Annotated in this window: 25 protein-coding genes; 13 read left to right on the forward strand and 12 right to left on the reverse strand. The window is 58.4% G+C overall.

The genetic code is table 11. From position 1 onward, the window contains the following. The first annotated feature begins 140 nt into the window (after positions 1-140). Positions 141-833 (forward strand): class I SAM-dependent methyltransferase, encoded by a 693-nt coding sequence (locus tag QEH57_RS00355; RefSeq protein WP_309004672.1) that lies wholly within the window; start codon positions 141-143, stop codon positions 831-833. 100 nt (positions 834-933) lie between these two features. On the opposite strand, the gene QEH57_RS00360 is transcribed toward QEH57_RS00355, so the two are convergent. From QEH57_RS00360 to rsmG, 4 genes are all read right to left on the reverse strand, one after another. Next, positions 934-1,245: a hypothetical protein gene (locus QEH57_RS00360; protein ID WP_309004673.1), complete on the reverse strand. Its 312-nt coding sequence runs from the start codon at positions 1,243-1,245 to the stop codon at positions 934-936. Further along, entirely contained in the window at positions 1,245-1,424 is a 180-nt protein-coding gene (locus tag QEH57_RS00365; RefSeq protein ID WP_309004674.1) for an addiction module protein, read from the reverse strand. The genes QEH57_RS00360 and QEH57_RS00365 overlap by 1 nt, the downstream gene beginning before the upstream one ends. A gap of 342 nt (positions 1,425-1,766) precedes the next feature. After that, entirely contained in the window at positions 1,767-4,241 is a 2,475-nt protein-coding gene (locus QEH57_RS00370; protein WP_309004675.1) for an SNF2-related protein, read from the reverse strand. A 75-nt stretch (positions 4,242-4,316) separates the two neighbouring features. Continuing rightward, on the reverse strand, positions 4,317-4,955 hold the full coding sequence (rsmG, locus tag QEH57_RS00375) for a 16S rRNA (guanine(527)-N(7))-methyltransferase RsmG (protein ID WP_309004676.1): 639 nt from the start codon (positions 4,953-4,955) through the stop codon (positions 4,317-4,319). Between the two features lie 148 nt (positions 4,956-5,103). Here rsmG and QEH57_RS00380 point away from each other — a divergent pair, with 148 nt between their 5' ends. Genes QEH57_RS00380 through QEH57_RS00390 form a run of 3 tightly spaced genes read left to right on the forward strand, consistent with a single transcriptional unit; the run spans position 5,104 to position 8,975 of the window. Further along, positions 5,104-6,564: a DUF3108 domain-containing protein gene (locus QEH57_RS00380; RefSeq protein WP_309004677.1), complete on the forward strand. Its 1,461-nt coding sequence runs from the start codon at positions 5,104-5,106 to the stop codon at positions 6,562-6,564. Between the two features lies 1 nt (position 6,565). Then, the gene (locus tag QEH57_RS00385; RefSeq protein WP_309004678.1) at positions 6,566-8,290 is read left to right on the forward strand and encodes a HAMP domain-containing sensor histidine kinase; all 1,725 of its coding nucleotides are present in this window, start codon (positions 6,566-6,568) and stop codon (positions 8,288-8,290) included. Then, positions 8,283-8,975 (forward strand): response regulator transcription factor, encoded by a 693-nt coding sequence (locus QEH57_RS00390; protein ID WP_309004679.1) that lies wholly within the window; start codon positions 8,283-8,285, stop codon positions 8,973-8,975. The genes QEH57_RS00385 and QEH57_RS00390 overlap by 8 nt, the downstream gene beginning before the upstream one ends. Here the strand turns inward: QEH57_RS00390 and hemG are convergent. From hemG to hemF, 3 genes are read right to left on the reverse strand one after another with little or no spacing between them, the layout of a single operon-like run. Then, positions 8,959-10,329 (reverse strand): protoporphyrinogen oxidase, encoded by a 1,371-nt coding sequence (gene hemG / locus QEH57_RS00395; protein ID WP_309004680.1) that lies wholly within the window; start codon positions 10,327-10,329, stop codon positions 8,959-8,961. The two genes, QEH57_RS00390 and hemG, sit on opposite strands and share 17 nt — an antisense overlap. Positions 10,330-10,354: 25 nt before the next feature. Further along, positions 10,355-11,386 (reverse strand): uroporphyrinogen decarboxylase, encoded by a 1,032-nt coding sequence (gene hemE / locus QEH57_RS00400; protein WP_309004681.1) that lies wholly within the window; start codon positions 11,384-11,386, stop codon positions 10,355-10,357. Positions 11,387-11,398: 12 nt separating this feature from the next. Next, positions 11,399-12,334, reverse strand: coding sequence for an oxygen-dependent coproporphyrinogen oxidase (gene hemF / locus QEH57_RS00405; protein WP_309004682.1), 936 nt, complete (start codon positions 12,332-12,334; stop codon positions 11,399-11,401). Positions 12,335-12,466: 132 nt separating this feature from the next. Here hemF and QEH57_RS00410 point away from each other — a divergent pair, with 132 nt between their 5' ends. Beyond that, positions 12,467-12,634, forward strand: coding sequence for a hypothetical protein (locus QEH57_RS00410; RefSeq protein WP_309004683.1), 168 nt, complete (start codon positions 12,467-12,469; stop codon positions 12,632-12,634). Positions 12,635-12,722: 88 nt separating this feature from the next. Here QEH57_RS00410 and QEH57_RS00415 read toward each other — a convergent pair whose 3' ends face one another. Beyond that, positions 12,723-13,472, reverse strand: coding sequence for a response regulator transcription factor (locus QEH57_RS00415; RefSeq protein WP_309004684.1), 750 nt, complete (start codon positions 13,470-13,472; stop codon positions 12,723-12,725). Between the two features lie 260 nt (positions 13,473-13,732). Between QEH57_RS00415 and hisG the strand changes: the two genes are divergently transcribed. The 5 genes from hisG to rpmG all read left to right on the forward strand — a co-directional run bounded on the left by hisG (position 13,733) and on the right by rpmG (position 18,741). Continuing rightward, positions 13,733-14,593: an ATP phosphoribosyltransferase gene (gene hisG, locus QEH57_RS00420; RefSeq protein ID WP_309004685.1), complete on the forward strand. Its 861-nt coding sequence runs from the start codon at positions 13,733-13,735 to the stop codon at positions 14,591-14,593. Between the two features lie 252 nt (positions 14,594-14,845). Beyond that, positions 14,846-16,495 carry a 30S ribosomal protein S1 gene (gene rpsA / locus QEH57_RS00425; RefSeq protein ID WP_309004686.1) on the forward strand — a complete coding sequence of 550 codons (1,650 nt, stop codon included), beginning with the start codon at positions 14,846-14,848 and terminating at the stop codon, positions 16,493-16,495. Between the two features lie 207 nt (positions 16,496-16,702). Continuing rightward, on the forward strand, positions 16,703-17,077 hold the full coding sequence (locus QEH57_RS00430) for an NADH-quinone oxidoreductase subunit A (protein WP_309004687.1): 375 nt from the start codon (positions 16,703-16,705) through the stop codon (positions 17,075-17,077). 44 nt (positions 17,078-17,121) lie between these two features. Then, entirely contained in the window at positions 17,122-18,486 is a 1,365-nt protein-coding gene (locus QEH57_RS00435; RefSeq protein ID WP_309004688.1) for a PTS sugar transporter subunit IIA, read from the forward strand. Positions 18,487-18,573: 87 nt separating this feature from the next. Further along, positions 18,574-18,741: a 50S ribosomal protein L33 gene (gene rpmG, locus QEH57_RS00440; RefSeq protein ID WP_008102793.1), complete on the forward strand. Its 168-nt coding sequence runs from the start codon at positions 18,574-18,576 to the stop codon at positions 18,739-18,741. 95 nt (positions 18,742-18,836) lie between these two features. Here the strand turns inward: rpmG and QEH57_RS00445 are convergent, their stop codons facing one another. Both QEH57_RS00445 and QEH57_RS00450 read right to left on the reverse strand, forming a co-directional pair. After that, complete coding sequence (locus QEH57_RS00445) at positions 18,837-19,058, reverse strand: hypothetical protein (RefSeq protein WP_191616210.1); 222 nt, start codon at positions 19,056-19,058, stop codon at positions 18,837-18,839. A gap of 171 nt (positions 19,059-19,229) precedes the next feature. Further along, positions 19,230-20,279, reverse strand: coding sequence for an Mrp/NBP35 family ATP-binding protein (locus QEH57_RS00450; RefSeq protein WP_309004689.1), 1,050 nt, complete (start codon positions 20,277-20,279; stop codon positions 19,230-19,232). Positions 20,280-20,414: 135 nt separating this feature from the next. On the opposite strand from QEH57_RS00450, the gene QEH57_RS00455 reads away from it, so the two are divergent. Further along, positions 20,415-21,623 carry a hypothetical protein gene (locus QEH57_RS00455; RefSeq protein WP_309004690.1) on the forward strand — a complete coding sequence of 403 codons (1,209 nt, stop codon included), beginning with the start codon at positions 20,415-20,417 and terminating at the stop codon, positions 21,621-21,623. 112 nt (positions 21,624-21,735) lie between these two features. On the opposite strand, the gene QEH57_RS00460 is transcribed toward QEH57_RS00455, so the two are convergent. Together QEH57_RS00460 and tadA are read right to left on the reverse strand one after the other, a co-directional pair. Continuing rightward, entirely contained in the window at positions 21,736-22,341 is a 606-nt protein-coding gene (locus QEH57_RS00460) for a superoxide dismutase (RefSeq protein ID WP_309004691.1), read from the reverse strand. A 73-nt stretch (positions 22,342-22,414) separates the two neighbouring features. Next, positions 22,415-22,948, reverse strand: coding sequence for a tRNA adenosine(34) deaminase TadA (gene tadA, locus QEH57_RS00465; protein WP_309004692.1), 534 nt, complete (start codon positions 22,946-22,948; stop codon positions 22,415-22,417). A 116-nt stretch (positions 22,949-23,064) separates the two neighbouring features. Here tadA and infA point away from each other — a divergent pair, with 116 nt between their 5' ends. Both infA and xerD read left to right on the forward strand, forming a co-directional pair. Then, positions 23,065-23,337 carry a translation initiation factor IF-1 gene (infA, locus tag QEH57_RS00470; RefSeq protein WP_185659066.1) on the forward strand — a complete coding sequence of 91 codons (273 nt, stop codon included), beginning with the start codon at positions 23,065-23,067 and terminating at the stop codon, positions 23,335-23,337. A gap of 44 nt (positions 23,338-23,381) precedes the next feature. Further along, complete coding sequence (xerD, locus tag QEH57_RS00475) at positions 23,382-24,305, forward strand: site-specific tyrosine recombinase XerD (RefSeq protein ID WP_309004693.1); 924 nt, start codon at positions 23,382-23,384, stop codon at positions 24,303-24,305. Positions 24,306-24,379 lie beyond the last annotated feature (74 nt).

Below are 24,379 nucleotides of genomic sequence, written 5' to 3' on the forward strand. Positions count from 1 at the left end.
GGCGCAGTCGCAGGCTTCCTCCTGCGCTGCTTAATCCTTGCGGGACGGTGGGGTGGATTGTTGAGTGAAGCGCGAATCGGAGGGGGTGCGCCGCACGAGGCTAGGCTCTCTAGGAAAAACGATATAAGAGGAAACGGAAAATGTATCAGGAATGGAAATACGATGAGTATCGGCAGGTAGGGAAGGATTATTCGCAAGCGGCCGAAGTGGAGGTCTACGATGCTTCGCACGCCCAGTTTCGCGACGTGGAAACAGAGAACGCGGCCTTGCTCGCGAAGCTAGGCCTGAGGGCCGGTTCCGCTGTTTTGGATATCGGCTGTGGAACGGGTGAATTTGCCATGGAGGCCGCTCGGGCAGGTCATCGCGTCACCGCGATCGACGTTTCTCCAGCCATGCTGGTGCGGGCGAGGGGGAAGGCGTCGGAGGCAGGGCTGGCAAACCTGTCCTTTGTCCATGCGGGCTACCTCGATTTCGAGCTCGAAGCGGGCAGCATGGACGCCGTTACGAGCAGCTTTTCGCTGCACCACCTGCCGGACTACTGGAAAGGCGTGGCCTTGGACCGCATTTCGAGATGCTTGAAGGCGGGTGGGCTGTTTTTTCTGCGCGACGTTGTTATGCCGGACCAGGGAGCCGCTGCCAGCGTTTCCCGTTTCATCGAAGAGCAGGAGAGGCTCGGTGGCGACTTTTTGCGCGACGACGCGATCGGGCATTTCCGTGACGAGTTCTCTACTTATGACTGGGTCATGCGCGGACTGCTTGAGCGCAGCGGATTTCGGATAAGGACCGTAGAAACGTCTAGCGGTGTCTTGTCCGAATACCTCTGCGAAGTCTAAGGCCTTCGGCGAGAATCTCCGATCTCAATGTCAAAGTGCAAGGTTTGAGACCGTTGGAGACACGTCAATGCGAACCTACGGTTCGAAGGTCCCTTTATTGTCAGCCCTTTCTTCGTTGTAGTTCTTTTCGGATCCAAGCCGGATCTCGCCGCATATCCAAAATCGCTGCCACGCGTGCCATCTGACCGTCTATGTCGTAGTACAGAGCAAATGGGAATCGCTTGGATAGCATCCGATAAAAGCCGAACTTTTTACTGTGAATCCCAGCTAAGATCTTCAGAGATTCAATGTCTGAAAGGAGGCTGTCGATAAAGTAGAGGCCGATTCCATCTTCATTAAAATCGTAGAACGCCTTTCCGGCGTCCAAGTCCTTGGCAGCCTCTTCTAGGGTGACGACAGCCCTGATTTCCATTAGCGATAACGCTCTCGAAGCTGCTCGATGGTCAGGAATTTGGCATCCGGAGAATCCATGATCTTTTTTCTCTCGGCTAGAATCGTCTCGTGCCACTCTGGGGACTCTGGCTCCCTATCCTCGTGGCAGAGCGAATCCCAGATGTGCTCCATGGTCGTAAGTCGTTCTTGTATAGTCATTTTTTTGATGTCCGGGATGCTCATGGAATCTAAGGTAGGATTTTTTTTAACCGTGGCAAGGTGGTCTTTTTCTTTGGCTAACGCCGAGCTCAGGCGACAAGGCCTAAGCTAACGTTTAAGTTTCTGGGGTGGTCGATTTTTGTGGGGTCGTAACGAAAGAGGCGGGCGTTTGCCACTGTTGCTTGGAGTGCCTTGAGTGCGCCCAACCTGGGCATGTTGTAATCGAGCGAATGTACGTTGCCTGTGAGCGGGCAGTGAAGCCCGCGCCCTGCGCGGGGACGGAGGCGAGTTGGGTTTGGGACGGAAGGGACGGCGGGGTAGCGGTCCCTCCAGGGATGGTCGCTAGATGAGTTCCTTGAGGTCTTGCAGGGTGATCTTGGCGTTGGCGGCTTCGCTGGCTTCGAAAACGTCGGCGAGCAGCTGGCGCTTCTGGTTCTGGAGCTGCAACACCTTTTCTTCCACGGAGTCGCTGACGATGAGCTTGTAGCTGGTGACCACCTTGGTTTGGCCGATGCGGTGGGCTCGGTCGGTGGCTTGGGCTTCGGCGGCGGGGTTCCACCAGGGGTCGAAGTGCACGACGGTGTCGGCGGCGGTGAGGTTGAGTCCGGTGCCGCCGGCTTTGAGGGAGATGAGGAAGATGGGGATGTCGTCGGAGTCGTTGAAGCGGTCGACTTCGGCCATGCGGTTACGGGTGGAGCCGTCGATGTAGCAGTAGGGGATGTTTTGCGAATCGAGCTCTTCCTTGAGTATCGAGAGCAGGGATACGAACTGGGAGAAGACGAGGATGCGGTGGCCGCCGTCCATAGATTCTTCGAGGAGTTCGAGGAAGGAGTTGAGCTTGGAGGAGGCGGAGGCGTCGAGCTGCTTGTCGAGGAGGCGGGGGTCGCAGCAGGTTTGGCGCAGGCGCAGTAGCTGGGTGAGGGTCTTCATGCGCAGGGCACCTTCGCTGGCTCCGCTTTTTTCGAGCTGGGAGATTTCTTTTTCGGCGTGCTGGCGGGCGGCTTCGTAGGTCTTCTTTTGGGCCGGAGTCATCTCCATAAAGAGGATCTGCTCGATCTTTTCCGGCAGTTCGGTGGCGACCTTGTCCTTGGTGCGGCGGAGGATGTAGGGGGCGGCTTGGTCGAGGATGCGGCGCTCGTGCCAGCGTCGCTCGTCTCCGCGGGCCCCGCTGGGGATGGGCTTCCAGCCGCCGGGCATGATGAAGTCGAGGAGCGACATGAGATCCTGGATACTGTTTTCGATGGGCGTACCCGTCAGGAGGATACGGCCGTCGGTTTGCAGGGCGGTGAGGGCCTTGGCGTTTTGGGTGCGTCGGTTCTTGATGTGCTGGGCTTCGTCGGCGATGACGCAGAGGAAGTTGAGGTCGGCGAAGCGTTTCTTGTCGCGGATGAGGGTGCCGTAGGAGGTGATGATGAGGTCGTAGGCGAGGGCTTGCTCGGGCGACTTGATGCGGTCGCTACCTTGGTTGACGAAGACCTTGAGCTCGGGGGTGAACTTGGCGGCTTCCCGGCGCCAGTTTTCCACGAGGGAGGCGGGGCAGACGACGAGACTGACGTCGCGTGGGTTTTGGGTTCTGGGTTTTTGGTTCTGGGTGTTGCGGGCGGAGTCTAGGAAGGCGAGGGCTTGCAGGGTTTTGCCGAGACCCATTTCGTCGGCGAGGATGCCGCCGAGCTTGTTCTTGAAGAGGTGGTGCAGCCAGGCGACCCCGGTCTTTTGGTAGGGGCGCAGGGTGGACTCGAGGGCAGGTGCGAGGGGCGGTGCGACGAGCTTGTCGAGGCGCTTGAGGGCTTCGCTACGGGTGCGCCAGGTGGCGGGGGGCTTGAAGTTGGGGTTGAGTTCGGAGAGGGGTTCTTCGATCTCGAGGCTGCGGGAGTAGGGGATCTTGTAGCTGCCGTTGTGCAGGAGGGGGGCGTTGAAGTCGCCGGTGAGCTGCTTCTGCACGGAGTTGAGGGTATCGAGGCGGGAGCGCTTGACGAGGAAGACCTTGTCGCCGGACTCGATGTAGCGCTTGCCGGTGTTGAGGCTTTGGCTGATCTCTTGCGGGGTGGCTTGTCCGGCTGCGATGGATACGGTGAGGTTGTAGCCGTTGCGCTCTTCGACGACCTCGGTCTTGATCTTGGCTTCGGGCATGGCCCCGACGCGTTGCTCGAAGTTTGGGGTGAATTCGGCTTGGTACTTGGTTTCGAGGTCGGTCCAGTATTCGCCGAGGAAGTTGAGGGTGAGGTGGCGGTCGCGTAGCCACCACTTGCGGTTGCCCGGCTCCAGCTTGAAGCGGTAGGTCTGGAGCAGCTCGCGGATCTCCTCGTAGTAGGGATGCTCGCGGGAGGGGAGCGAGATGGCGAGGTAGTGGGTGGAGCCGTCGACGGTGAGGGGCTTGCCGTCGAAGAGGAAGGGCTTGTGGGGGTCCGAGTCCTGGGGTTGGGGTTCTGGGTCGAGCGGGCTTGGGGCGGCGCGGGCTTGGGGCTCCTCTGGTTGGATGTGTTCGGTGACGCCGATGAGCTCGGAGCCGTTCCATGCGATGGGGGCCTGGGGCTGGTTGGCCCAGTAGAAGTCGCCTTGTCCGGAAAGGGTGGTGACGAGGGTGGCGAGCTTTTCGCGGTCGAGCTGGAGGAAGGAGGAGAGCTTGCCTCCGCACCATTGGAAGAGGGAGAAGGCGGCGACGCGGCCGGCTTCGTCGAGCTCGCCGAGCTTGTCGGGGGTAAGCGTTTCGGGGCGGACGTTTTTGCCGCCGGGCAGGGCGATTTCGAGCTTGGTGGGAATGGCGTCGCGGGGAGCGGCGGATTCGATGTTGGGCGGAAGGATGATGCGGAGTCGCATAGGTGCATCGCCGGGGGCGACGAGGTGTGGAAGGTGGAAAGTGAAGTGGCGGCGCTGGGGCGGCAAAGCTCGCCCTTACCGTTTTACGGGGACGTGGATGACGTACTTTTGCTCGAACTCGTCGTAGTCGAAATAGTCGCGAATAAGGTGGGGCTGCGGCTTTTCCTTGATGGAGGAGAGCTCTTCGGCGAGGTCGCCGCCTTTTAGGTAGAGCACGCCGTTGGGCAGGTCGTTGAAGCTAGAGCGCTTTACCTTTTTGCGGATCCAGCCCATGAACTTGGGGAGTTGGGTGACGGCCCGGGCTACGATGAAGTCGACTTGGCGGTCCACTTCCTCGACGCGGCATTGGATGGCGACGGCGTTTTCGAGGCCGAGGCGTTCGAGGCAGTCTTGCACTACCTTGATCTTTTTGCCGATGGAGTCGACGAGGAGGAAGCGGGTTTCGGGGAAGGCAATGGCGAGGGGGACGCCGGGGAATCCGCCGCCGGTACCGACGTCGATGACGGTGGTGTCCGGCTTGAAGGCCATGACTTTGGCGATGGCGAGGGAGTGGAGGATGTGGCGCTTTGGGAGGTTTTCCACGTCGGAGCGGGAGATGAGGTTGATCTTCTCGTTCCACTCCGCGATGGCGGAGGCGTAGGTTTCGAACTGCGAGATTTGCTCGGGCGTGAACTCGGGAAAGTGCTTTGAGACGATGGAAAGGTCGAATTTCATAGGAAGTTGGCCAAAGAAAATGGGTTTGGCGGCGGTGGCGAAACAAAAGCGTGCCTCTGGGGTTGATCGATTTTGGATGAACCGGTTACTTGTTGGTAACACGCGGGTAACACTTTCTCGCTAGGATGGCCCCATGATGAAAAAGCGAATGACAATTAAGGGTTGGGTTGGAATGGCGGTATTTGGGGTGGCTAGCGTGTTGGCCCAGGGGCAAGTCGAGTCGGCTTCGCAGCGTTTGGCGGACGACCTGGAGCGGGCGATCTACCTGCATCAGGGTGAAGCGAATCTCGACGAGGCGGCGCATGTGCTGGAGCGGATCCTCGAAGAAACGGCTCTGGTCGACTCGATCGCGGCGGAAGCGAAGTATCGCTTGGCCTTGGTGTACTTGGATCAGGGCAAGAGGGGGCTGGGCATGCAGGTCCTGAACGAGTTGATCGAGCTGTACCCGAACGAGTCGAGGTGGGTTGCGGATGCGAAGGCTTTGTTGCCGGAGGATTTCGTTCCAAAGATCACACCCTGGGAGGATGGGGAACGCACGCATTACGACTGGGTGTTGCCGACGGGCAACGTGATCGGGCACAGCTTTTCGACGATCTACAGCTACGAGTGGGAGGGGCGCTCGCTGTGGCGCAAGGAGTCCCGCTTTTTGCTCAATGGGCATCGGGCCACGGTGGTCGAGTTCGACAAGGAAACCTTTAACACGGCCTACAGCATGATGGAGCTTGGCGAGGCCGGGATCACGCGGGCTTGGTATGGGGACGATGGCTTGTCAGCGAAAGTTGAATACGAGAAGTCGGGCGCGGAGCGGAGCTTCGATTTTCCGGCGCGGGTCTACGACAACGAGCAAGCGGTGGAGCTGCTGCGTCAGCTGCCGTTGGAAGTTGGGTACACGATGTCCAAGAAGATATTCGTGAGCTTTTCGGGAATGCCGCTCGATATCGAGTTTCAGATCCTTGGAATCGAGGAAATGGATACGGCTCTGGGCGCGGTCGATTGCTACGAGGTGCTGATCGACATGAAGGTGCAGCAGCAGCGCGTCTTCTTCACGGCGGATGAGCGGAGAATCCTGATCAAGATGGTGGCCGGCGGAGTGGAAGGAGTGCTTTCCAAGCTGGAGACGGTGGATGTCGGCAAGGATGCGGTATACGTGAATCCAGTGCACAACTACGAGATATCGCTGCCGGGCAGTTGGCAGGCGATCCCGCAAGGCCGAGGCAACAGCGAGCGCGAGCAGGTTATCTGGTTGGCCGATCCTTTGGCTCAAGGGAAGTACCTTTCCCTCTCGGAGCTGAACTCGGAATGGAAGTCGGAGAAGGAGCTCAACCTAGATGCTCTGGTGGAAAAAATGGGCGGCAATGTGGCCCGGCATTTTAACGGTTACGTGCTCGATGAAGGATGGGGGCAGAATCTGCAGGTGAGCGGAATGGAGGGGCGTTTTCTCCGCTTCACGAATCCTAGCAGTAGTGAAGATCTCGATACCGTGTACCTCTTCGTGTTCTTAGGGGATGAAAAGCACCATGTGTTCCAGGCGGTTATATCCGACGGAAACAGGGAAGAGATGCTGCCTACGTTCGAGAGGATCGTTCGCAGCCTGAAGACGAATTTGTAGCATGTTTGGCCGTACTGGTAATGCGAAGTCAACTGTCACCCAAGCTTCGGCTTGGGTGACCTACTTGCTGTTGGCGATCGGCATCGTCAGTCCGGTGGTGTGCGTGGTTTGGTTGGTGCGGACGGCGGTGGAGAACGAAAACGCGGTGGTCCGCCGACTGGTGTCGGAAGCGAACGAGAGGCGACTCGCGGACGCGGCTGCCTACTGTTTGGAGATTGCCGAGACGCTTGTGCCGGAACTTGGAAATGGGGTTGTCGCCTATTCCTGGGGGAGTTCGGGAGAGGTCGTTGCGGAAGGGGAGTCGGAGCGAGCTCGGGCCGCGCTGGAAAGCGTTCGAGAGGACTTGAAGGGCGAGGGTCGGGCTGCGAGGCAGCTGATGCTCGCGGGGTATTTGAGGGACTCGGATCTGAGCTCCTTGCGCCTGAGCGAAGGGCGTCGGTTGGGGGCGTTGCTGCTGCAGCTAGGCTTGAGGGAGGTTCGTGTCGCGGAGGATTTGGAGGATGCGTTTCGCGTGGAAGCGGATCGTTACGTGGTGGCGAACATGCAGGGGAGCGATCTGAGTCGGCAACATCGGTATTTGTTGCGTCAATACGCGCCCTTGAGCGGTTCGAAGGAGGTTGCTGCTATTTTAGAGCGGGAGGGTTTGGTCGACCGCTGGATCGCCGCGGTCGAAGCGGAGGGGATGTTTCCGCCGGAGCTTGGTCTGGGCCACGTTGACGGCCTGCTGTACTACCGGGAGTCCGATGCAGAGTCGGTGCGGATCTTTCGGCAAGCGGATTGGCGAGAGAAGCTGGTGGGTTCGGAGGCATGGCGGGAGTTTGGCGTTTCGCTGGTGGACAGTGGGGTCGAGGCGAATCGGGCGAGGCCCTTGCCGGCGCCCTTGGGCTTCCTAACCTTGGAGCTCGACCATGAGGAACTCGCGAACGGAGGAGCGACGAGCGATAAGGCGGTCTTGTACCTGTGGATCGGAGGGATCGTGCTCGGCTTGTCCATCCTCTCGGGAGTCGCGATCGTGGCCTCGGTCCGGAGGCAAGCCAGCGTGACCCAGCTCAAGGATAATCTGGTGGCAACCGTGACCCATGAGCTGAAGACGCCGGTCTCGTCGATTCGCCTGCTCATCGATACCTTGATGGATGAGACTCGTCGGGATAAAGTGAATACGCAGGAATATATCGAGTTGATTTCCCGGGAGAACGAGAGGCTGGGAAGGTTGATCGACAATTTTTTGTCCTTCTCACGCATGGAGCGGTCCAAGGGGAGCTTCGACATTCAGCGAATCTCGCCAGCGGCTGTTTTGCGTGCTGTGGAGCAGGCGTTTCGCGAGCGCTTCAAGGGGCAGGCTTACGAGCTGTCGGTTGAAGGGGGCGAATGCTTGCCTGATATACTGGGAGATCCCGATGCGCTGGCGACGGTGTTGGGGAATCTATTGGAGAACGCTTTCAAGTACGGCGGACGCTCGAAGCGGATCGAGTTGAGCGGGAAGGCGGCTGCTGGGGGCGTGGAGTTTGAGGTTCGCGACTTCGGCAAGGGAATCGGCAAGCGCGACCAGAAGCGGATCTTTCGAAAGTTTTTCCAAGTCGATCACCATGCTTCCGGCCAGACGGGGAGCGTCGGTTTGGGCTTAAGCATCGTTGAGTTTATCGTATCCAAGCACTCGGGACAGATCGAGCTCGAGAGCGAATTGGGGAAGGGAAGCGTATTTAGAGTGAGGATTCCATATGCCTAAGATATTGATCGTAGAAGATGACCAGGCTTTGGCCCGAGGTTTGCGTGATAATTTTTCCTGCGAAGGGTATGAGGTTTTGTATGCAGCGGACGGAGATGGGGGGTTGGACCTGTTGCTGGAGAAGGGGCCGGATATCGCTTTGCTCGATGTGATGCTCCCGGGACTGGACGGATTTTCCATTTGCGACGCCGCTCGCAAGGAAGGCTGCGACATGCCGATTATCATGCTAACCGCTAAAGGGCAGGAGCGGGATATCGTGCGCGGCTTGGAGTTGGGGGCGGACGATTATGTGGTGAAGCCGTTTTCGGTGAAGGAGCTGATGGCTCGCGTGAAAGCCTTTTTGAGGCGGCATCGGGCTGTAGAGGAACGAGTGTTCGCGTTTGGGGCGTTCGTGATGGATCGGGATTCGGTGAGCTTGAGCCGAAATGGGAATCCGGTGAAGCTGACGCGGAAGGAGTACCAGCTGCTAGAGTACCTTGTGACCAACGAAGGAAAGGCGTTATCGCGTCAGGGGATTATGAATACGGTTTGGGGAAGCAGCGTTTTGGTGACGCAGCGAAGCGTGGACCGGTGCGTGACCACTTTGCGGGCTAAGGTGGAGGAGAACCCGTCGAGCCCGAAGCATATCCTGACGATCCGCGATGTGGGCTATCGCTTCGAGTCCGGTTCTAGCTCGAAGGGCTGATGGCGGCAGCGAGGCGCTTGCCGCTGAGGATAGAGGCGCCCATGGCTATCCCGTCGATGCTGTTGCCGCCGAAGTGGAGGCCGGAGAATTCGTCCTCTAGGCTGCGTAGGGTATCCTTCCAGGCTCCGAAGTCGCGAGTGTACTGCGGGATGGCCTTGGGCCAGGAGCTGCAATGGTAGTAAGCGGGGTCGCCTTTGAGGCCGAGCAGGGATCGAAGGTCGCGCAGGGCGATTTGCAGGAGCTTGTCGGGGTCGAGGGCGGCGAGCTCCCGATGGCGGATGCCGCCGATCATGACGGTGAGCAGGCAATGTCCGTCCGGGGCGCGTCCTGCGTAGAGCGAGGAGCTGAAGAGGACTCCGAGGACGGTGGGGGATTCTTTGCTGGGCACGAGGACGCCGAAGCCGTCGAGGGGGTGCTCGATTTGATCGCGGCGGAATCCGAGGGCAAGGCTGTGGACCGGCGGGTATTCGAGATTTGGGGATGCCTTGAGCGGCTCCGATATGCCTTTGCTCCAGGCGATGCGCTTGGTGGCGTGGGAGGGGATGCAGACGAGCAGGCTTTTTGCGAACCCTTCGAAGTTCTCCCCGTCTCGTTTCCAAGTGACTTGCCAGGCCTCGTCGACGCGATTGACAGCGACGGCCTCGGAGTTGAGCCAGAGTCGGTTTCCGAGCTTGCGAGCGATGGTTTTTGGCAGGACGCCTAGGCCTTCCTCGAAGCTGATGGAGCGTTTCTTGTAGGCGGTGCCTTCGCGCTTTCGCTTCTTTTTGTACTGGATAGCGCCCCGTATGATGGAGCCTCCGTCTCGCTCGAAGCCGCGCATCAAGGGAAAGGCGTGCTCGAGGATGAGCTTATGGGGATCGCCCGCGTAGACTCCGCTAACGAAAGGATCGATGGCGTAGTCCAGGAAATCCCTGCCCATGCGTCGCTGCACGAAGCTGGCGACCGTTTCGGTCTTGGCGGCGCGTTCGGAAATTTGCTTGCGAAAGGGCTCGAGCAGGAATCCCAGTTTTCCTTTGAGCGAAAAGAGCGGCGTGAAAATGGCCTGTAGTGGAGAGGCGGGGACGGCGACGGGGCAGCCGTTCTTGACGATGTAGCGCTTATGGGCGACGGGGTTCGTTTCTTGGAGCTGTCCTTTGAGGCCGAGTTCCTCGATGAAGGATTCGACCCAGGGATCCGGGAGGAGGAGGGAGTTGGGGCCGCGTTCGAATAGGTATCCCTCTTCCTTGCAAGAGCTGATGGGGCCGCCTGGCTGCGGAGCTTTTTCGATGACGGAGACGTCCAAGCCCTTTTGCTGGGCGAGGTAGGCAGCGGTGAGCCCGCTGATGCCGCCTCCGAGTATGATCGCGTCTTGCATTATTTCGAGTCGAGCGTGGGCGAGGTTAGTCGTTTGACCAGTTTACGACGGTGTCGACCAGCGTCTCCATGTTTTCGATACGAGCGGTCGGGTGGATGCCGTGGCCGAGGTTGAAGATGTGTCCGGGGCGGTTTTTCATGGCTTCGAGGATGCGGGTGGCGCTGGATCGGACGATTTCCGGTTTCGTATCGAGGAGAACTGGGTCGAGGTTGCCTTGGATGGCGATGTCGACGGGAATTTGGGCGGCGGCCTCTTCGATAGGAATGGTCCAATCTACTGCGATCGCTTTCGGCTGGCAAGCGGCCTGGCGAGAGAGTTGGGGAGTGGTGCCTTTGGCGTAGATGATCATCGGGACCTCTTCGCGCACCGCGTCGATGATTTTGCGAATCCATTTTAGGGATGCGGCTTCGTAGTCTTCGCCGGAGAGGATGCCTCCCCAGGAATCGAAGATCTGGATGGCGTCCGCGCCTGCCTTCTTTTGCATGCGGAAGTAGGCGATGAGGGAGTCGGAAATTTTCTCCATCAGCAGCTCGAAGGTCGGGCGATCTTCGTAGAAGAGGGCTTTGACCTTGGCGAAGTCCTTGGAGCTGCCGCCTTCGAGCATGTAGGTGGCAAGGGTCCAGGGCGAGCCGCCGAAGCCGAGGAGCATCTTGGAGCCGTCGAGTTCGGCGTCGATGAGCTTAAGGGCTTCGGCAACGTAGTTGAGCTTTTCCTCGATGCTGTCGGAGGTGAGCTTTTCGATCTGGGCGCGGCTTTCGAGGGTGTAGTCCATGCCGATGCCGCCCTGTTCGCGGAAATGGTAGCCTTGGCCCATGGCCTCAGGGATGACTAGGATGTCGGAAAAGAGGATGGCGGCGTCGAGCGGGAAGCGTCGCAGGGGCTGCATTGTGACTTCGAGGGCCAGCTCCGGGGTTTGGGCGAGCTCGAGGAAGCTGTATTTTTCCTTGAGGGCTCGGTATTCGGGGAGGTAGCGGCCGGCTTGGCGCATGACCCAGATGGGAGGGCGGTCGAGCGGTTTACAGTCGAGCGCGGCGAGGAAACGTTCTTTGGAATTCATGGGAATAGGAAATTACTTTTGCGAGAGCCAGTCGGTGGGTTTGAGGAACTTTTCGTAGAGTTCGGCTTCGGGGGAGCCGGGCTCCGGTTGGTAGTTGTAGCGCCACTCTACCGCGGGAGGCAGGGACATGAGGATGGATTCGGTGCGACCGTTGCTTTGTAGGCCGAAGTGAGTGCCGCGGTCCCAAACGAGGTTGAACTCGACGTATCGGCCACGTCGATACAGCTGAAACTTTTTCTCTCGCTCGGCGTAGGGGGTGTCGATCCGTCGAACAACGATTTCGGAGTAGGCCTCCATGAAATGTTCGGCGACGCTTTGGATCAGGCCGAGGGAATGCTCGAATCCACCTTCGTCGAAGTCGTCGAAGAAGAGGCCTCCGATACCGCGAGGTTCGTTGCGGTGCTTGAGGAAGAAGTACTCGTCGCACCATTTCTTGAATTTTGGATACAGGTGTTCGCCGAAGGGCTGGCAAGCGGTCTGGGCGTGCTGGTGCCATGAGACGCAGTCTTCTTCGAAGCCGTAGTAGGGAGTGAGGTCGAAGCCGCCGCCGACCCACCAGATGTCTTCTTCGTCGGCGTTTTGGGCGGGTGCGACGAATACGCGCACGTTGGCGTGGGAGGTGGGAACGTAGGGGTTGCGGGGGTGGATGACGATGGAGACGCCGGTGGCGTGGAAGGGGCGGCCCGCGAGTTGGGGGCGGTTGGCGGTGGCGGACGGGGGGAGCTTGTCGCCCATGACGTGGGAAAAGTTGACGCCTGCCTTTTCGAAGGTTTGGCCGCCTTCGAGCACTTTGGAGACGCCGCCTCCGCCTTCGGCCCGCTTCCAGTCATCGGCGAGGAAGCGCGAGGGGGACGCTTCGAGTTGTTCGAGGCGAGCGCAGAGGCGTTCTTGGTAGTCGAGGAGGAAGGTTTTGGCTTGTTCGAGTTTGTCTCGTTCCACGAGGGCCATGTGTAGCGGGAAAGGGCGTGAGGGCTAGAAATTTGTTCTCCTAGGCTTGAGAATCTTGGAAAAGCGCGGATTGCGGGCCCGATGTGGAGGAAGTCGTTAAGGTTGGAGGGGAGGAGTGCCGTTAGAGTCTTTATGCTCGAAACGTTTTTCCTTATTTATGGCGTCATGATCGTCGCCGGTTCCTGGTTGATGTTGAACGGGGTCGCTGAGGCTCCGCTCGGATACGAGGACGAGGACGGGTTTCACTACGCGCCTGCTCGGGTCGAGGAAGACAGGTACGAATCGCTGGACGGGCGCTGAGCGCTTCGTTTGATGATTCGGATACGAAAAAGCCCTGCTGGTTGAATTTTCAGCAGGGCTTTTTGCGTGTTGAACGTTTCGCGGCGCCTTAGCTTGCGTCGTTGGAGCGGACCAGCGGTTCGTATTGGTAGCCGATGCCGTGGATGGTCTTGAGGTTGTCCAGCGGGGCGTTCTTGCGTTTGAAGAGGTCGCGGATCTTCACGATGTACTGGTCGAGGGAGCGGCTGCGGATGTCCGCGTGGATGCCCCAGACCGAGTGGATGAGGTTCTTGCGGGTGATGATGGTCTCCGGGTTTTCGTGGAGGTAGGAGAGGATGCCGATTTCCTTGCGGCCGATGTTGACGATTTCGCCGTCGGGGAAGGTGACTTCCATGCTGGTCGGGTTGACGGAGGCGGTGTTGAACTCGAAGGGGGCGTCGGTGAGCTTGACGTTCTTGGTGACGTTGAAGTCGTGGGCGACTTCGGCGCGGCGCAGCACCGCGTGGATGCGAGCCACGAGTTCCGGCGCGGAGAAGGGTTTGGTGACGTAGTCGTCGGCCCCGAGCTCGAGGCCCTTGACCTTGGAGATTTCCGAATCGTTTCCGGTGAGGAAGATGGTGGGGATGTTGATGTCCTCTCGCTTGAGTTCCTCGAGGAAGGCGAAGCCGTTCTGGTCGGGCAGGGTGAGGTCTAGCAGGAGGATGTTTGCGAAGTTGTGCTTCAGGAAGCGCATCGCGAGGGCGCAGCGGTTGCAAACCTGGGTTTGCATGCCGGCCGCTTCGAGGTGTTCCGAAATCACGTTGGCGAGTTCGGTTTCGTCTTCGACGATGAGTACAAGCGGTTTGGGTTTAGTCGGCATGACGGGTCTTGTTTAAGTATTGGCTAATTCTCGAACTGGGGAAACTTAGGGCCAGTCCCGGATGGTGGAGCGGCTCAGGTAGACCACTTAGCGGAAAGCAAGGTGTTTAGTGCTAGGCGATATGGGCAACAATACCCATTATTAACAAATGTAAAATCACAAAATGTAAAAACAGCGAATTTTGTTGCGCTCGATTTGGCTTGAGGCTTCGGGCGACTCTGTTTTTTGAGTTTCGAGTGTCACAAGAACAGTCACTGATCATGTTTGGGCTGCCGAAGGGCAGTCTAGAAGAACCAACCATCCGCCTTTTCCAAAAAGCCGGTTGGAATATACGCAAGAGCTCGCGTTCCTACAAGCCGAGCATCGACGATTCTGAGTTGGACGGGCGCTTTGTCCGCAGCCAGGAGATCAGCCGCTATGTCGATCATGGATTCTTCGATTGCGGTCTTTGCGGTTACGACTGGGTGGTCGAAAACGAGTCCGACGTGGTGGAGGTGTGCGATTTGGTCTACAGCCGCGCCTCGAATCGCCCTTCCTACTGGGTGCTGGCGGTGCCTGAGGCGTCGCCCATCAAGCAGATCAAGGATCTGCAGGGGAAGCGCATCGCGACGGAAGTCGTCGGCATGACGCGCAAGTTTCTCGCCAAGCATGGCGTAGAGGCGGAGATCGAATTTTCCTGGGGCGCGACGGAGGTCAAGGTTCCGGACATGGTGGACGCCATCGTCGACTTGACGGAAACGGGAAATTCCCTGCGCGCCAACAAGTTGCGCATCGTGGAGACCTTGCTCAAGACCAACACCAAGCTCATCGCCAACAAGAAGAGCTGGGAGGATCCGAAGAAGCGGGCCAAGATCGAGAACATCGCCATGATGTTGCAGGCGGCCCTTTCGGCGGAGGACAAGGTGGGCCTTAAGCTCAACGCCCCGCAGGACAAGCTGGCCGCGATCCTGGAGATCTTGCCAGCCCTTCGCAATCCGACGGTGAACCACTTGTCCGACGAGAACTGGACTGCCGTGGAGGTGATTCTCGAGGAAAAGGTCGTTCGCGACATCATTCCGCAGCTCAAGGAGCTCGGAGCCGAGGGCATCATCGAGTACCCCTTGAACAAGGTCGTCTACTAGGCTGGGGCGTAAAAACGCCGCTTTTTCTCTATAATAGTGGCAGTTTCTCGCATTTTCGCTTGCTCAAGGCAGGCGAGGGTGCGATTTCTGCCCGCTTGCGACATACAAACAAGCTCAGCCTTGTCGCGCCGCTTCCGGCTGAGCTATTCAAAAATCAAACCCGAGCCGGCTTGCTGGCTCACCTTCAGGTAGGTCGTCGAGGAGGATGGAAGCTCCCGAGATGAAACCGCCAATCTTATCATGAGTTCAATAATGTCTGAACTTCTCGCCCAGACCTCCTTCGACCAGCTCAAGGAAGGTTCTATCGTAAAGGGCACCATCACCGAAATCCGCCAAAACGAAGTCGTAGTCGACATCGGCGGTAAGTCCGAAGGACTTGTTCCTGGCCAAGAATTCGTCGACCTCGGCGAACTCCAGATCGGGGAAGAAATCGAAGTCTACCTCGAAAAGCTCGAAAACAAGGAAGGCAATCCGCTTCTTTCTTTCGACAAGGCCGAGCAGAAGAAGAACTGGGAGAACATCATCACCAAGTGTGAAGAAGGTTCGATCGTACAGGGCCGCGTTAAGGGCAAGGTCAAGGGCGGTCTCATCGTTGCGATGGGCGTCGATGCTTTCTTGCCAGCTTCCCACATCGATATCCAGCCTCCTAAGAACCTGGACCAGTACATTGGCCAGACTTACGATTACAAGGTTCTCAAAATCAATTTGGAGCGGAAGAACATCGTACTTTCCCGCCGCGAGCTGATCGAAGAGCAACGCGCTTCCAAGCGTCGCGACCTCCTCGAGCGCGTCAACCCTGGCGATGTCGTCAAGGGTGTGGTCAAGAACATCACCGACTTCGGCGCGTTCATCGACCTCGACGGCATGGACGGTCTCCTGCACATCACCGACATGAGTTGGGGCCGTATCTCTCACCCGAGCGAAATGCTCAAGCAGGGTGAGGAGATCGACGTGATGATCATCGAGATCAACCGTGAGAAGGAGCGTGTCTCCCTCGGTCTCAAGCAGACCAAGTCCAACCCATGGCAGGACATCGAGGCCAAGTACCCAATCGGCGCCAAGGTTGCCGGCAAGGTCGTCAACCTCGTGCCTTACGGCGCCTTCATCGAAATCGAAGAAGGTGTGGAAGGTCTCGTGCACGTTACCGAAATGTCCTGGACCAAGCGCATCACCAAGCCAAGCGAGCTCCTCAAGGTTGGGGACGAAGTGGAAGCAGTGGTACTCGGCATCCAGAAGGACGAGGAGAAGATCTCCCTCGGCATTCGTCAGCTCGATCCAAACCCATGGGACATGGTCGTGCACAACTACCCAGTTGGCGCCCACGTTCACGGCAAGGTTCGCAACATCACCACTTACGGTGCGTTCGTGGAGCTCGAAGAAGGCATCGACGGCATGGTTCACGTGTCCGACATGTCCTGGACGCGCAAGATCAACCATCCGTCCGAAGTCCTCAAGAAGGGCGACGAGATCGATGCCTTGGTACTCGACGTGGACACTGGCAACCAGCGTATCTCCCTCGGCATGAAGCAGCTTGCTGACGATCCTTGGGCAGACATCGACGGACGCTTCCGCATCGGCGACGTGGTTTCCGGCACCGTTTCCAAGATCACTTCCTTCGGCGCTTTCGTCGAGTTGCAGGATCACATCGACGGTCTCGTTCACATCAGCCAGATCAGCGAAGAGCGCGTAGAGAAGATCAAGGACGTCGTAGACATCGGCTCCGAGGTTACGGCTCGCGTTATCAAGATCGACCGCGAAGAGCGCCGTCTCGGCCTCTCCATCAAGGCTGCGAACTACGACGACAGCCAGTTGGCTCAGGAAACTGCCACTTACGACAACATGAGCGACGGCGGCGACTTGATGAACTTGGGCGACATCCTCGACCAGGCTTCCAACAAGTAGTCCTGTATCACGTTTTTCGATACTTTCGAAGCGGACCTCTTTCGAGGTCCGCTTTTTTTTGTGTATCCGGAAGCTGGATCCGTTCGGGGCGATCTGCAGCGGCGTGGGGGCATTTGGCCGCTTTCGACTGCATTTGTAGGAAGATCCGGCAGTCTTTTCACCATTTGCCTTGAAATCAGGCATTTATTGGGGATCTTAGCCTGCGTCATGACCGTTACTGACTTCGTACCTGTATTGATCCAGATCGCCCTCGCAGCGGGGCTTGCCGGCGCTATCCTGACCGGAAGCGTGCTTTTTGGCCAACGCGGTTCCAAGAACAAGATCAAGAACTACGCCTACGAGTGCGGCATCAAGTCCGATGGTAAGACGAGCACCCGCTTCTCCGTGAAGTTTTACGTGACGGCGATGCTTTTTATCCTCTTCGATATCGAAGTTCTCTTTCTGATCCCCTGGGTGCTGGTGTACCGCGATTTCGTGGCCAACAGCCTTCCGATTCTTGGCCCCATCCTCTTTTTCCTCGGAGTGCTCGTCGTCGGGCTTTTCTACGAGTTGAAGAAGGGCGCGTTGGAGTGGGAAAAGTAAGTCTGTCCTAACCAGGTCGCAGGGGGCTGCTGCTTTGCCCCGACATGAGACTCGACCGATATTTTTCGCGGAGGCGTACACTCGACCTCGAAAGCGACAACCTAGAGGGCGCTCTAAAAGAGCTGCTCAAGGTGTCCACGTCCCGATTCAAGGACTTGGAGGGCAAGCGGCTGCTGCCAGGGTTGATGCAGCGGGAGAGCACCATGACGACCTACCTCGGCAACGGGGTGGCCTTGCCTCACTTGCGGGTCAAGATGCGGCGCAAGTACGTGTTCGCCATCGGGCGCTCGAAGGAGGGCTTCGATTACGAAGGGCCTAAGAATCAGGAGAAAGTGCACTTGGTGGTGCTTCTCTTGGCAGGTGAGGGGGCACGGGATTACTTGAACGTGCTGGCGGCGGTTGCTCGCCTGGTCAAGGATCGGGCGTTCGTCGAAATGCTGCTGGCTTCGGCGAGCCTCGACGATCTATACGAGCAGCTGACCTCGGCCTTCGGCGGGATTTTGGCGTCGCCCAAGAAGACGCGGCAGAGCTCCATCAATCGCTTGATGTTGCGCCAGGCCATGCGCGTGGCCAAGGGGGTGCATTGCGATTCGATCGCCGTCTTTGGCGATACTCTCGTCTCGAGCCCGGTGGAGCCGCCGGAGGGGTTCAAGGAGTTCAAGACGGTGCTCATCTCCCGCCGGGCGAAAGAGGGCGACGTGGAGGATTCGGTTTTCAACGAGGTTATCCAGGTTCGTTCCTTTTCCAACGGTCGCCTGGCCCAGATGCGTTCTGCGTTTTTGGTCGGACTGACTCGTGGCGTCTTCAAGACTTCGGACAAGATCTGCTGCGTTGGTGGAATTCCGGGCAGCGACCAGTTCGATACCTTGGTGGTTATCGACATGAAGAACGAGTTCCAGGCTTTGCTGGCCGAGCGGGACAACTTCATGCCGAGCGACGTTTCGCCGGAGGTTCTGGAGCGCGTGATTGGCGTGGCTATGGAGCTTTCGATCGAGGGTCGGGAAGGGCGGCCGGTGGGCACGCTCTTCGTCTTGGGCGATACCAAGAAGGTTGAGAGCATGACCAAGCCGCTGGTTTTGAATCCGTTCTACGGCTACAAGGAGGAGGATCGGAACATCCTCAGTCCCTTTATGGACGAGACGGTGAAGGAATTCTCCGGTTTGGACGGAGCCTTCATTATTAAAGGCGACGGGGTTCTGACCTCGGCGGGTAGCCTGATCCATACTCCGGAGTTCGACCAGACGCTGCCGAGCGGCTTGGGGGCTCGCCATGCGGCCGGGGCGGCGATATCGCTGGCGACGGACTGCCTGGCGATCGTGGTTTCGTCGAGTTCCGGCCAGGTGACGGTGTTTCGCAACGGAATCGCCTTGCCGTTGGTGGAGCGATCTTTCGGGGGCAAGTCGCTTTAGCTAGGGCTTCTGCGGACGCGGAGTCATTTTCCCCTTGCATTCTGGCTGTGAGCTGAGATGTTCCGCCTTCTTTAATTTTTAGACACCATGCCACGCGAAGTAATCACTCTCGAATGTACCGAGGCGAAAGCCGAAGGTAAGCCTGTTTCACGTTACCTTTCTTCTCGCAACAAGAAGACCGTTACAGAACGCGTCGAAAAGAAGAAGTACAACCCGCACCTGAAGCGCCACACGATCCACAAGGAGATCAAGTAAGCGCCCTGCGTTTTTCGATTTTCACAAAAAAGCGACACTTGCGAGTGTCGCTTTTTTTTGTGCGGTCCTAGGGGAGGGCCCGAAAAGGCTGAGCTTTAGTTGGCTTCGGGGCGACGTCGCGAAGCCCGCCAGCTGTCGCGGTGCTTGCGGATCCAGTCGAGCAGGGCTCGTTCGAAACCGATGTCGTAGCCGAGCCGCTCGGACTCGAGCCACTTGTGGCGCAGTATCTCTTCACGCTCGGCGAGAAACTCCTGGTAGAGGCTCGACTGCTTGACGAACTCGTGCTGACCGCTCGACTTGGTTTTCTTAGATGGCATAAGGCGCGATTTGCTGCTCAGGCTGAGCGTCCCATTAGTGACGATTTGCCTGAAGGAGCATTTACTATAGTGGAAAGCATTGAGGTTAATTTGTTCAAGGCCAACCTTTTTTGCGTCCTAGGAGCCTTAGCTTTCCATCAGGAAAGTGCCCATGCGCCGCTAATTTGAGCGTTAACTCCGTACCTTTGCGAGAAGTCCCTTGGCAATATCCATGAAGACCTTGGCGGCTTGGGAGTCCGGATTACCGAGCACGATGGGTTTGCCGGCGTCGCCGCCTTCGCGGATGGATTGGTCGAGCGGAATCTGGCCGAGGAAGTCGGTCTTGAGCTCGGTTGCGGTCTGGGCTCCGCCGCCTTCTCCGAAAATGTTTTGTCGAGATCCGTCGGGTCCTTCGAGGTAGCTCATGTTTTCGGCGACGCCGAGGATCTTGACGTTGGTCTTCTCCAGCATGCGGGCTCCGCGCTTGGCGACTTGGGTCGCGGCGGGCTGGGGGGTGGTCACCAGGACGGCTCCGCTGAGCGGTATGGTCTGCACGAGGGAGAGCTGGGCGTCGCCGGTGCCGGGAGGGAGGTCGACCACGAGGAGTTCGAGTTCGCCCCACTTCACGTTTTGGGAAAATTGCTGGATGGTTTTCATAACCATCGGTCCGCGCCAGACCACGGGGGTGTCTTCGTCGACGAGGAAGCCCATGGACATGACGCTCAGGTTGTGGCCTTCCATGGGGATGAGGGAGTCGCCTTCGACGTAGGGGCGGCCCGAGAGGCCGAGCATCAGCGGAACGGAGGGGCCGTAGATGTCGCAGTCCATGATGCCTGCCTTTTTGCCTTCCCCTTCGAGGAGTTGGGCGAAGGCGCAGGCGAGGTTGACGGCGAAGGTCGATTTGCCGACGCCGCCTTTGCCGCTGGAGACGGCGATGACGTGCTTGACGCCGGGGATGCCTTCGGTGGGCGCCGATCCGTCCTTGGGGGCGGCCTTCTTGCCGGCGGTGAGGACGATGGATACGTCGACTTCGGTGACTTCCGGGATGGCTTTGAGAGCTGCTTCGACCGAGTCGCGAATGGCGGGAGGGATGCTGTTGTCGGAGGTCGTGATCGCGATCGATACGCTTGCTTTGCCGTCTTGGAAATCAACGGAGCGGACGATTCCGAAGGAGACGATGTCTCTGCTGAATCCCGGATACTTGACGGTGGCTAGGGCTTGGTTGATTTTTTCGAGGCTCACTCTGGTAGCTGTGTTTCTTAAATTTTGCCCTCCTTGCGGTTCCCGCGCTTGCTCTTGCAAGGACACGGACCATAAAGGGCCTTTTCTCAGAAACCTGAAACATTCGCTCCTCTGTCAAGTCTGCGTTGTTGCCGCATGAATCTCCGTCTAACCAATCTCTATCGAACTGCCCTGTTAATCGCGATGGCAACGCCGTTTTTCGGCCTTGCGCTAGCCCAATACGATGGAGGCGTGGTGGAAGTGGTCACGGTGCCCGATTCGACTCCGGTGGTGGTGCGTTCGGGAAATTCGAATACGAAGGCGATTTTGGATACGGCGTTCCAGATCGATGGCCGTTTCTCTATCGTGCGCTCCGCCAGCGATGCTCACTACACCATTGCGGTGGATCCGGTCGGCTCCAACAGCGCTCGCCTGTCCATCTACTCGGGCGTGCCGGAGAAGTTGATGTTTACGGAAACGCTTACTGGCGACTCGTCGCTAAATGCGGTTTACCAAGCGATCGATCGTGCGGTCTACAAGACACGTCGCGGCGACAAGGGTTTTTGGGCGGGCAAGCTAGCCTTTATCAACGAGGAGTCCGGCGCTGCCGAGGTTTGCGTTTCGGACCTGCTTTTCCAGAGCGTGGTGCAGTTGACCAATGATCGCGTCAGCGCCTTGGGGCCTAAGTGGTCGCCGGATGGAAACGCGATCTTGTATACGAGCTACCGTTCCGGCTTTCCCGATATCTACAAGTTGGACCTGCGCACGAACAGCCGCCAGGTCATCGCCAATTTTAAGGGATTGAATACGGGAGCTCGCTACAGTCCGGATGGCTCTCGCATCGCTATGATCATTTCCGGCGGTACCAACTCGGACGTTTGGGTGCGGGAAGCGAGCGGTCGCATGATGAACCTGACCAAGTCCCGCGGCTTGGAGGCAGCACCAGCTTGGTCGCCGGATGGGACGCGACTCGTTTTTTCCTCCGACGAGCGGGGCGGGCCTCAGCTCTATGTGATGCCATCGGTGGGCGGCAGCTCGCGCCGCTTGGCGACGAACGTGAGCGGCGACTGCGCCCAGCCGGACTGGAATCCGGTGTTCGACAACCAAATCGCTTTCAGCGCGGCGATGGGTTCGGGTCGCCAGATTATCATTTACGATTCCAAGCTCGGCAAGAGCTTGCCAGCGGTGACCAACGAGAGCGGCGACGCGATCGAGCCGCATTGGCTGAGCGACGGGCGTCACCTCGTCTACACGCACCGCCGGGCGAATCGCAGCGAGATCAAGATCGTCGATACCTTGACTCGCAAGAGCTACGTCATCTCCGGTCGCCGGGCCAAGGTTTCCCAGCCGAGTTTCGTACGCTAGTCTTGGACCCGCAGCGGCGCTTTATCGCGGCGGCCATTCGAGGCGCCGCGACGCGAAAAAGCCGAGCTCCTGATGAAGCTCGGCTTTGTTGTATTCAAAAAGTTGAGTCGCCTTAGAGGGCGGCTTCGTAGTTGGCGTTGGCCGCTTCCCAGTTAACGACGTTCCAGAACGCTGCGATGTAGTCGGGGCGGCGGTTTTGGAAGTTGAGGTAGTAGGCGTGCTCCCAGACGTCGAGGCCGAGCACGGGCTTGCCGCCGTCCATGATGGGGGAGTCTTGGTTGGGCGTGGAGCAAACGCAGAGCTTGCCGTCGCGAACGCAGAGCCATGCCCAGCCGCTGCCGAAGCGTGTGGCGCCTGCCTTGGCGAAGGCTTCCTTGAAGGCTTCGAAACCGCCGAGCTCGGACTCGATCGCTTCCGCGAGCTTGCCCACTGGAGCGCCGCCGCCGTTCGGTCCGATGACCTTCCAGAAGAAGCTGTGGTTGGCGTGTCCGCCGGCGTTGTTGCGAACGCCGCCGCGGATGTTTTCAGGAACTGCGTCGAGGTTGGCGATGAGGTCTTCGACGGACTTGGACTCGAGGTCGGTGCCGGCGATCATGCCGTTGACGTTGTTGATGTAGGTTTGGTGATGCTTGGTGTGATGGATCTCCATCGTGCGAGCGTCGATGTGTGGTTCGAGCGCGTCGTATGCGTAGTCGAGTGCAGGGAGTTCGTATGCCATAATATTATAGTGTTGGTTTTCGTTGGTTTAGAAAAAAGGGAAGCTCTCTTGATTAAAGAAAGAAAAAACTTTGTCAAATGGAACCTTTTGCCATGTCCCGTTTAAGTTGGAAGAAAGCTTGCAGGAGTTCGAGGCAATCCTCGCGCAGCACGCCGATCTCGACTTCGAGGCTGTGGTTGATGGTGGGGTAGCTGTTCACGTCGTAGAGGCCGCCGAGGCCTCCCATCTTGGGGTCGGGCACGGCGTAGACGACGCGCTTGAGGCGGGACATCATGCTGGCGCCGGAGCACATGGGGCAGGGTTCCTTGGTGACGTAGAGGGTGGCTTCGTTGAGGCGCCAGTTCTTGATGGCGTCGCTGGCCTGGGTGATGGCTAGCATTTCGGCGTGGGCGGTGGGGTCGTTGGTAGACTCGACTCGGTTGTGGGCGGCGCCTACGACTTCGCCTCCGTATTCGATGACGGCTCCGATGGGCACTTCGTTTTCCCTCCAGGCGTCGATGGCTTGGTTGTAGGCGAGCTCCATGAAGTAGCGGTCGTCCCGCTGCAGGGCGGAGGGGTAGCGTTTTTCGAAAGGGCAGTCCGGGGCTGGTTTGGGCGGATTGTGCATGGTGGAGGCTGTAGGGCTAGGTGGGTATGAATACTCTTGACTAATAGCAAGGATATGAAAGGAACGACGCTTCATCTATTCCGCCCTGGCCGGTTCTGCCAGATCTCGATTTATATATGGCTGACGAAACAATCCAAGTAGAAGGCAAGATAGTCCAAGTGCTCCCAGGAACCATGTTCCGTGTCGAGCTCGAGAATGGACACCAGGTCCTTGCCCACATCTCAGGAAAGCTTCGTAAGCATTTCATCAAGATCACGGCTGGCGATTTGGTAAAGATGGAGATGAGCCCTTACGACCTGAACAAGGCTCGCATCGTCTACCGTCTGCGCAACGCCGCCCAGAACCGCAACGCGCCGATCCGTTCCTTCGGACCGCGTCGCCGTCGCTAGTTGCTCCTTGCGGGGCAAGGGCTTCGCTTCCAAGCTGCAGTCCTGTGGCTAGCAATCTGCTCGAGGGCGTGGACGATTTCCTCGCCTACCTTTCCTTGGAGAAGGGGCTTTCGGAAAATACCCTGCAAGGGTACGAAAGCGACTTGAGGCAATTCTTGGATCGCTTGCAGGCGACTTCCCGGCCGAGTAGTTGGAGAGAGGTCACGGCAGCGGACGTGTCGGACTGGATCTACTCACTGAGCGAGGAGGACTATTCAAACGCGAGCTTGTGTAGAAAATTGAGCGCCGTGCGGGCGATCGACGCTTTTTTGCTGCGTGATCGTTCCATCGAGAAATCGTTCACTGAAATCGTGGTAGGGCCTAAGTTGCGTCGCAAGGCGCCGTTTACCTTGAGCATCCAGGAGGTGGATCGCCTTTTGAGGGCGCCGGACGAAACGACGCCGCAAGGCTTGCGGGACCGAGCCATGTTGGAGCTCTTTTATTCGTCGGGGCTCCGTGTATCCGAATTGTCGGGACTGCAGCTGCAGCAGATCGATCTGGACCTCGGGGCTTTGAAGGTATTCGGCAAAGGTTCCAAGGAGCGGGTTTGCCCGATGGGCAGCAAGGCGGTGGCGGCCATGGACAATTACCTTCGCAACGCCCGACCCGCCTTGGTGAAGGCCAAGACGGGGAGCGCGGTTTTTCTCAGCGCTCGAGGGACTGCGATTTCGCGCAAGACGGTTTGGTTTTTGGTGAAGAAGTATACGCAAGCGGCGGGCATCGACAAGCCGGTCAAGCCCCACATGCTGCGCCATTCCTTTGCGACCCACTTGCTGACGGGCGGAGCGGATTTGCGCATCATCCAGGAGCTGCTGGGGCATGCGGATATTTCCACCACGCAGATCTATACGACAGTCGAGGCGGAGCGTACGCGAAGCGCTCACGAGGAGTTTCACCCGCGTAGTCGAGAAATGGGTACAGGACTTTAGGCGCCGGGCCCAAGGGCGTTGGATACGAAAACGGGCGATACTCGTTGGAGTACCGCCCGCAAGGAAAAGGTTTA

This window comes from Pelagicoccus sp. SDUM812005 (genome assembly GCF_031127875.1).
Lineage (GTDB): Bacteria > Verrucomicrobiota > Verrucomicrobiia > Opitutales > Opitutaceae > Pelagicoccus.

Coding starts and splice junctions, on each gene's coding strand:
- QEH57_RS00460 (WP_309004691.1), bottom strand. CDS start 22,341: ATGGCATACGAACTCCCTGCACTCGACTACGCATACGACGCGCTCGAA.
- QEH57_RS00380 (WP_309004677.1), top strand. CDS start 5,104: ATGACAATTAAGGGTTGGGTTGGAATGGCGGTATTTGGGGTGGCTAGC.
- QEH57_RS00390 (WP_309004679.1), top strand. CDS start 8,283: ATGCCTAAGATATTGATCGTAGAAGATGACCAGGCTTTGGCCCGAGGT.
- hemF (WP_309004682.1), bottom strand. CDS start 12,334: ATGGCCCTCGTGGAACGAGACAAACTCGAACAAGCCAAAACCTTCCTC.
- QEH57_RS00360 (WP_309004673.1), bottom strand. CDS start 1,245: ATGGAAATCAGGGCTGTCGTCACCCTAGAAGAGGCTGCCAAGGACTTG.
- hemE (WP_309004681.1), bottom strand. CDS start 11,386: ATGAATTCCAAAGAACGTTTCCTCGCCGCGCTCGACTGTAAACCGCTC.
- hemG (WP_309004680.1), bottom strand. CDS start 10,329: ATGCAAGACGCGATCATACTCGGAGGCGGCATCAGCGGGCTCACCGCT.
- QEH57_RS00415 (WP_309004684.1), bottom strand. CDS start 13,472: ATGCCGACTAAACCCAAACCGCTTGTACTCATCGTCGAAGACGAAACC.
- QEH57_RS00430 (WP_309004687.1), top strand. CDS start 16,703: ATGACCGTTACTGACTTCGTACCTGTATTGATCCAGATCGCCCTCGCA.
- QEH57_RS00435 (WP_309004688.1), top strand. CDS start 17,122: ATGAGACTCGACCGATATTTTTCGCGGAGGCGTACACTCGACCTCGAA.
- tadA (WP_309004692.1), bottom strand. CDS start 22,948: ATGCACAATCCGCCCAAACCAGCCCCGGACTGCCCTTTCGAAAAACGC.
- QEH57_RS00385 (WP_309004678.1), top strand. CDS start 6,566: ATGTTTGGCCGTACTGGTAATGCGAAGTCAACTGTCACCCAAGCTTCG.
- QEH57_RS00355 (WP_309004672.1), top strand. CDS start 141: ATGTATCAGGAATGGAAATACGATGAGTATCGGCAGGTAGGGAAGGAT.
- rpsA (WP_309004686.1), top strand. CDS start 14,846: ATGTCTGAACTTCTCGCCCAGACCTCCTTCGACCAGCTCAAGGAAGGT.
- QEH57_RS00455 (WP_309004690.1), top strand. CDS start 20,415: ATGAATCTCCGTCTAACCAATCTCTATCGAACTGCCCTGTTAATCGCG.
- hisG (WP_309004685.1), top strand. CDS start 13,733: ATGTTTGGGCTGCCGAAGGGCAGTCTAGAAGAACCAACCATCCGCCTT.
- QEH57_RS00445 (WP_191616210.1), bottom strand. CDS start 19,058: ATGCCATCTAAGAAAACCAAGTCGAGCGGTCAGCACGAGTTCGTCAAG.
- QEH57_RS00370 (WP_309004675.1), bottom strand. CDS start 4,241: ATGCGACTCCGCATCATCCTTCCGCCCAACATCGAATCCGCCGCTCCC.
- rpmG (WP_008102793.1), top strand. CDS start 18,574: ATGCCACGCGAAGTAATCACTCTCGAATGTACCGAGGCGAAAGCCGAA.
- QEH57_RS00410 (WP_309004683.1), top strand. CDS start 12,467: ATGCTCGAAACGTTTTTCCTTATTTATGGCGTCATGATCGTCGCCGGT.
- QEH57_RS00365 (WP_309004674.1), bottom strand. CDS start 1,424: ATGACTATACAAGAACGACTTACGACCATGGAGCACATCTGGGATTCG.
- rsmG (WP_309004676.1), bottom strand. CDS start 4,955: ATGAAATTCGACCTTTCCATCGTCTCAAAGCACTTTCCCGAGTTCACG.
- infA (WP_185659066.1), top strand. CDS start 23,065: ATGGCTGACGAAACAATCCAAGTAGAAGGCAAGATAGTCCAAGTGCTC.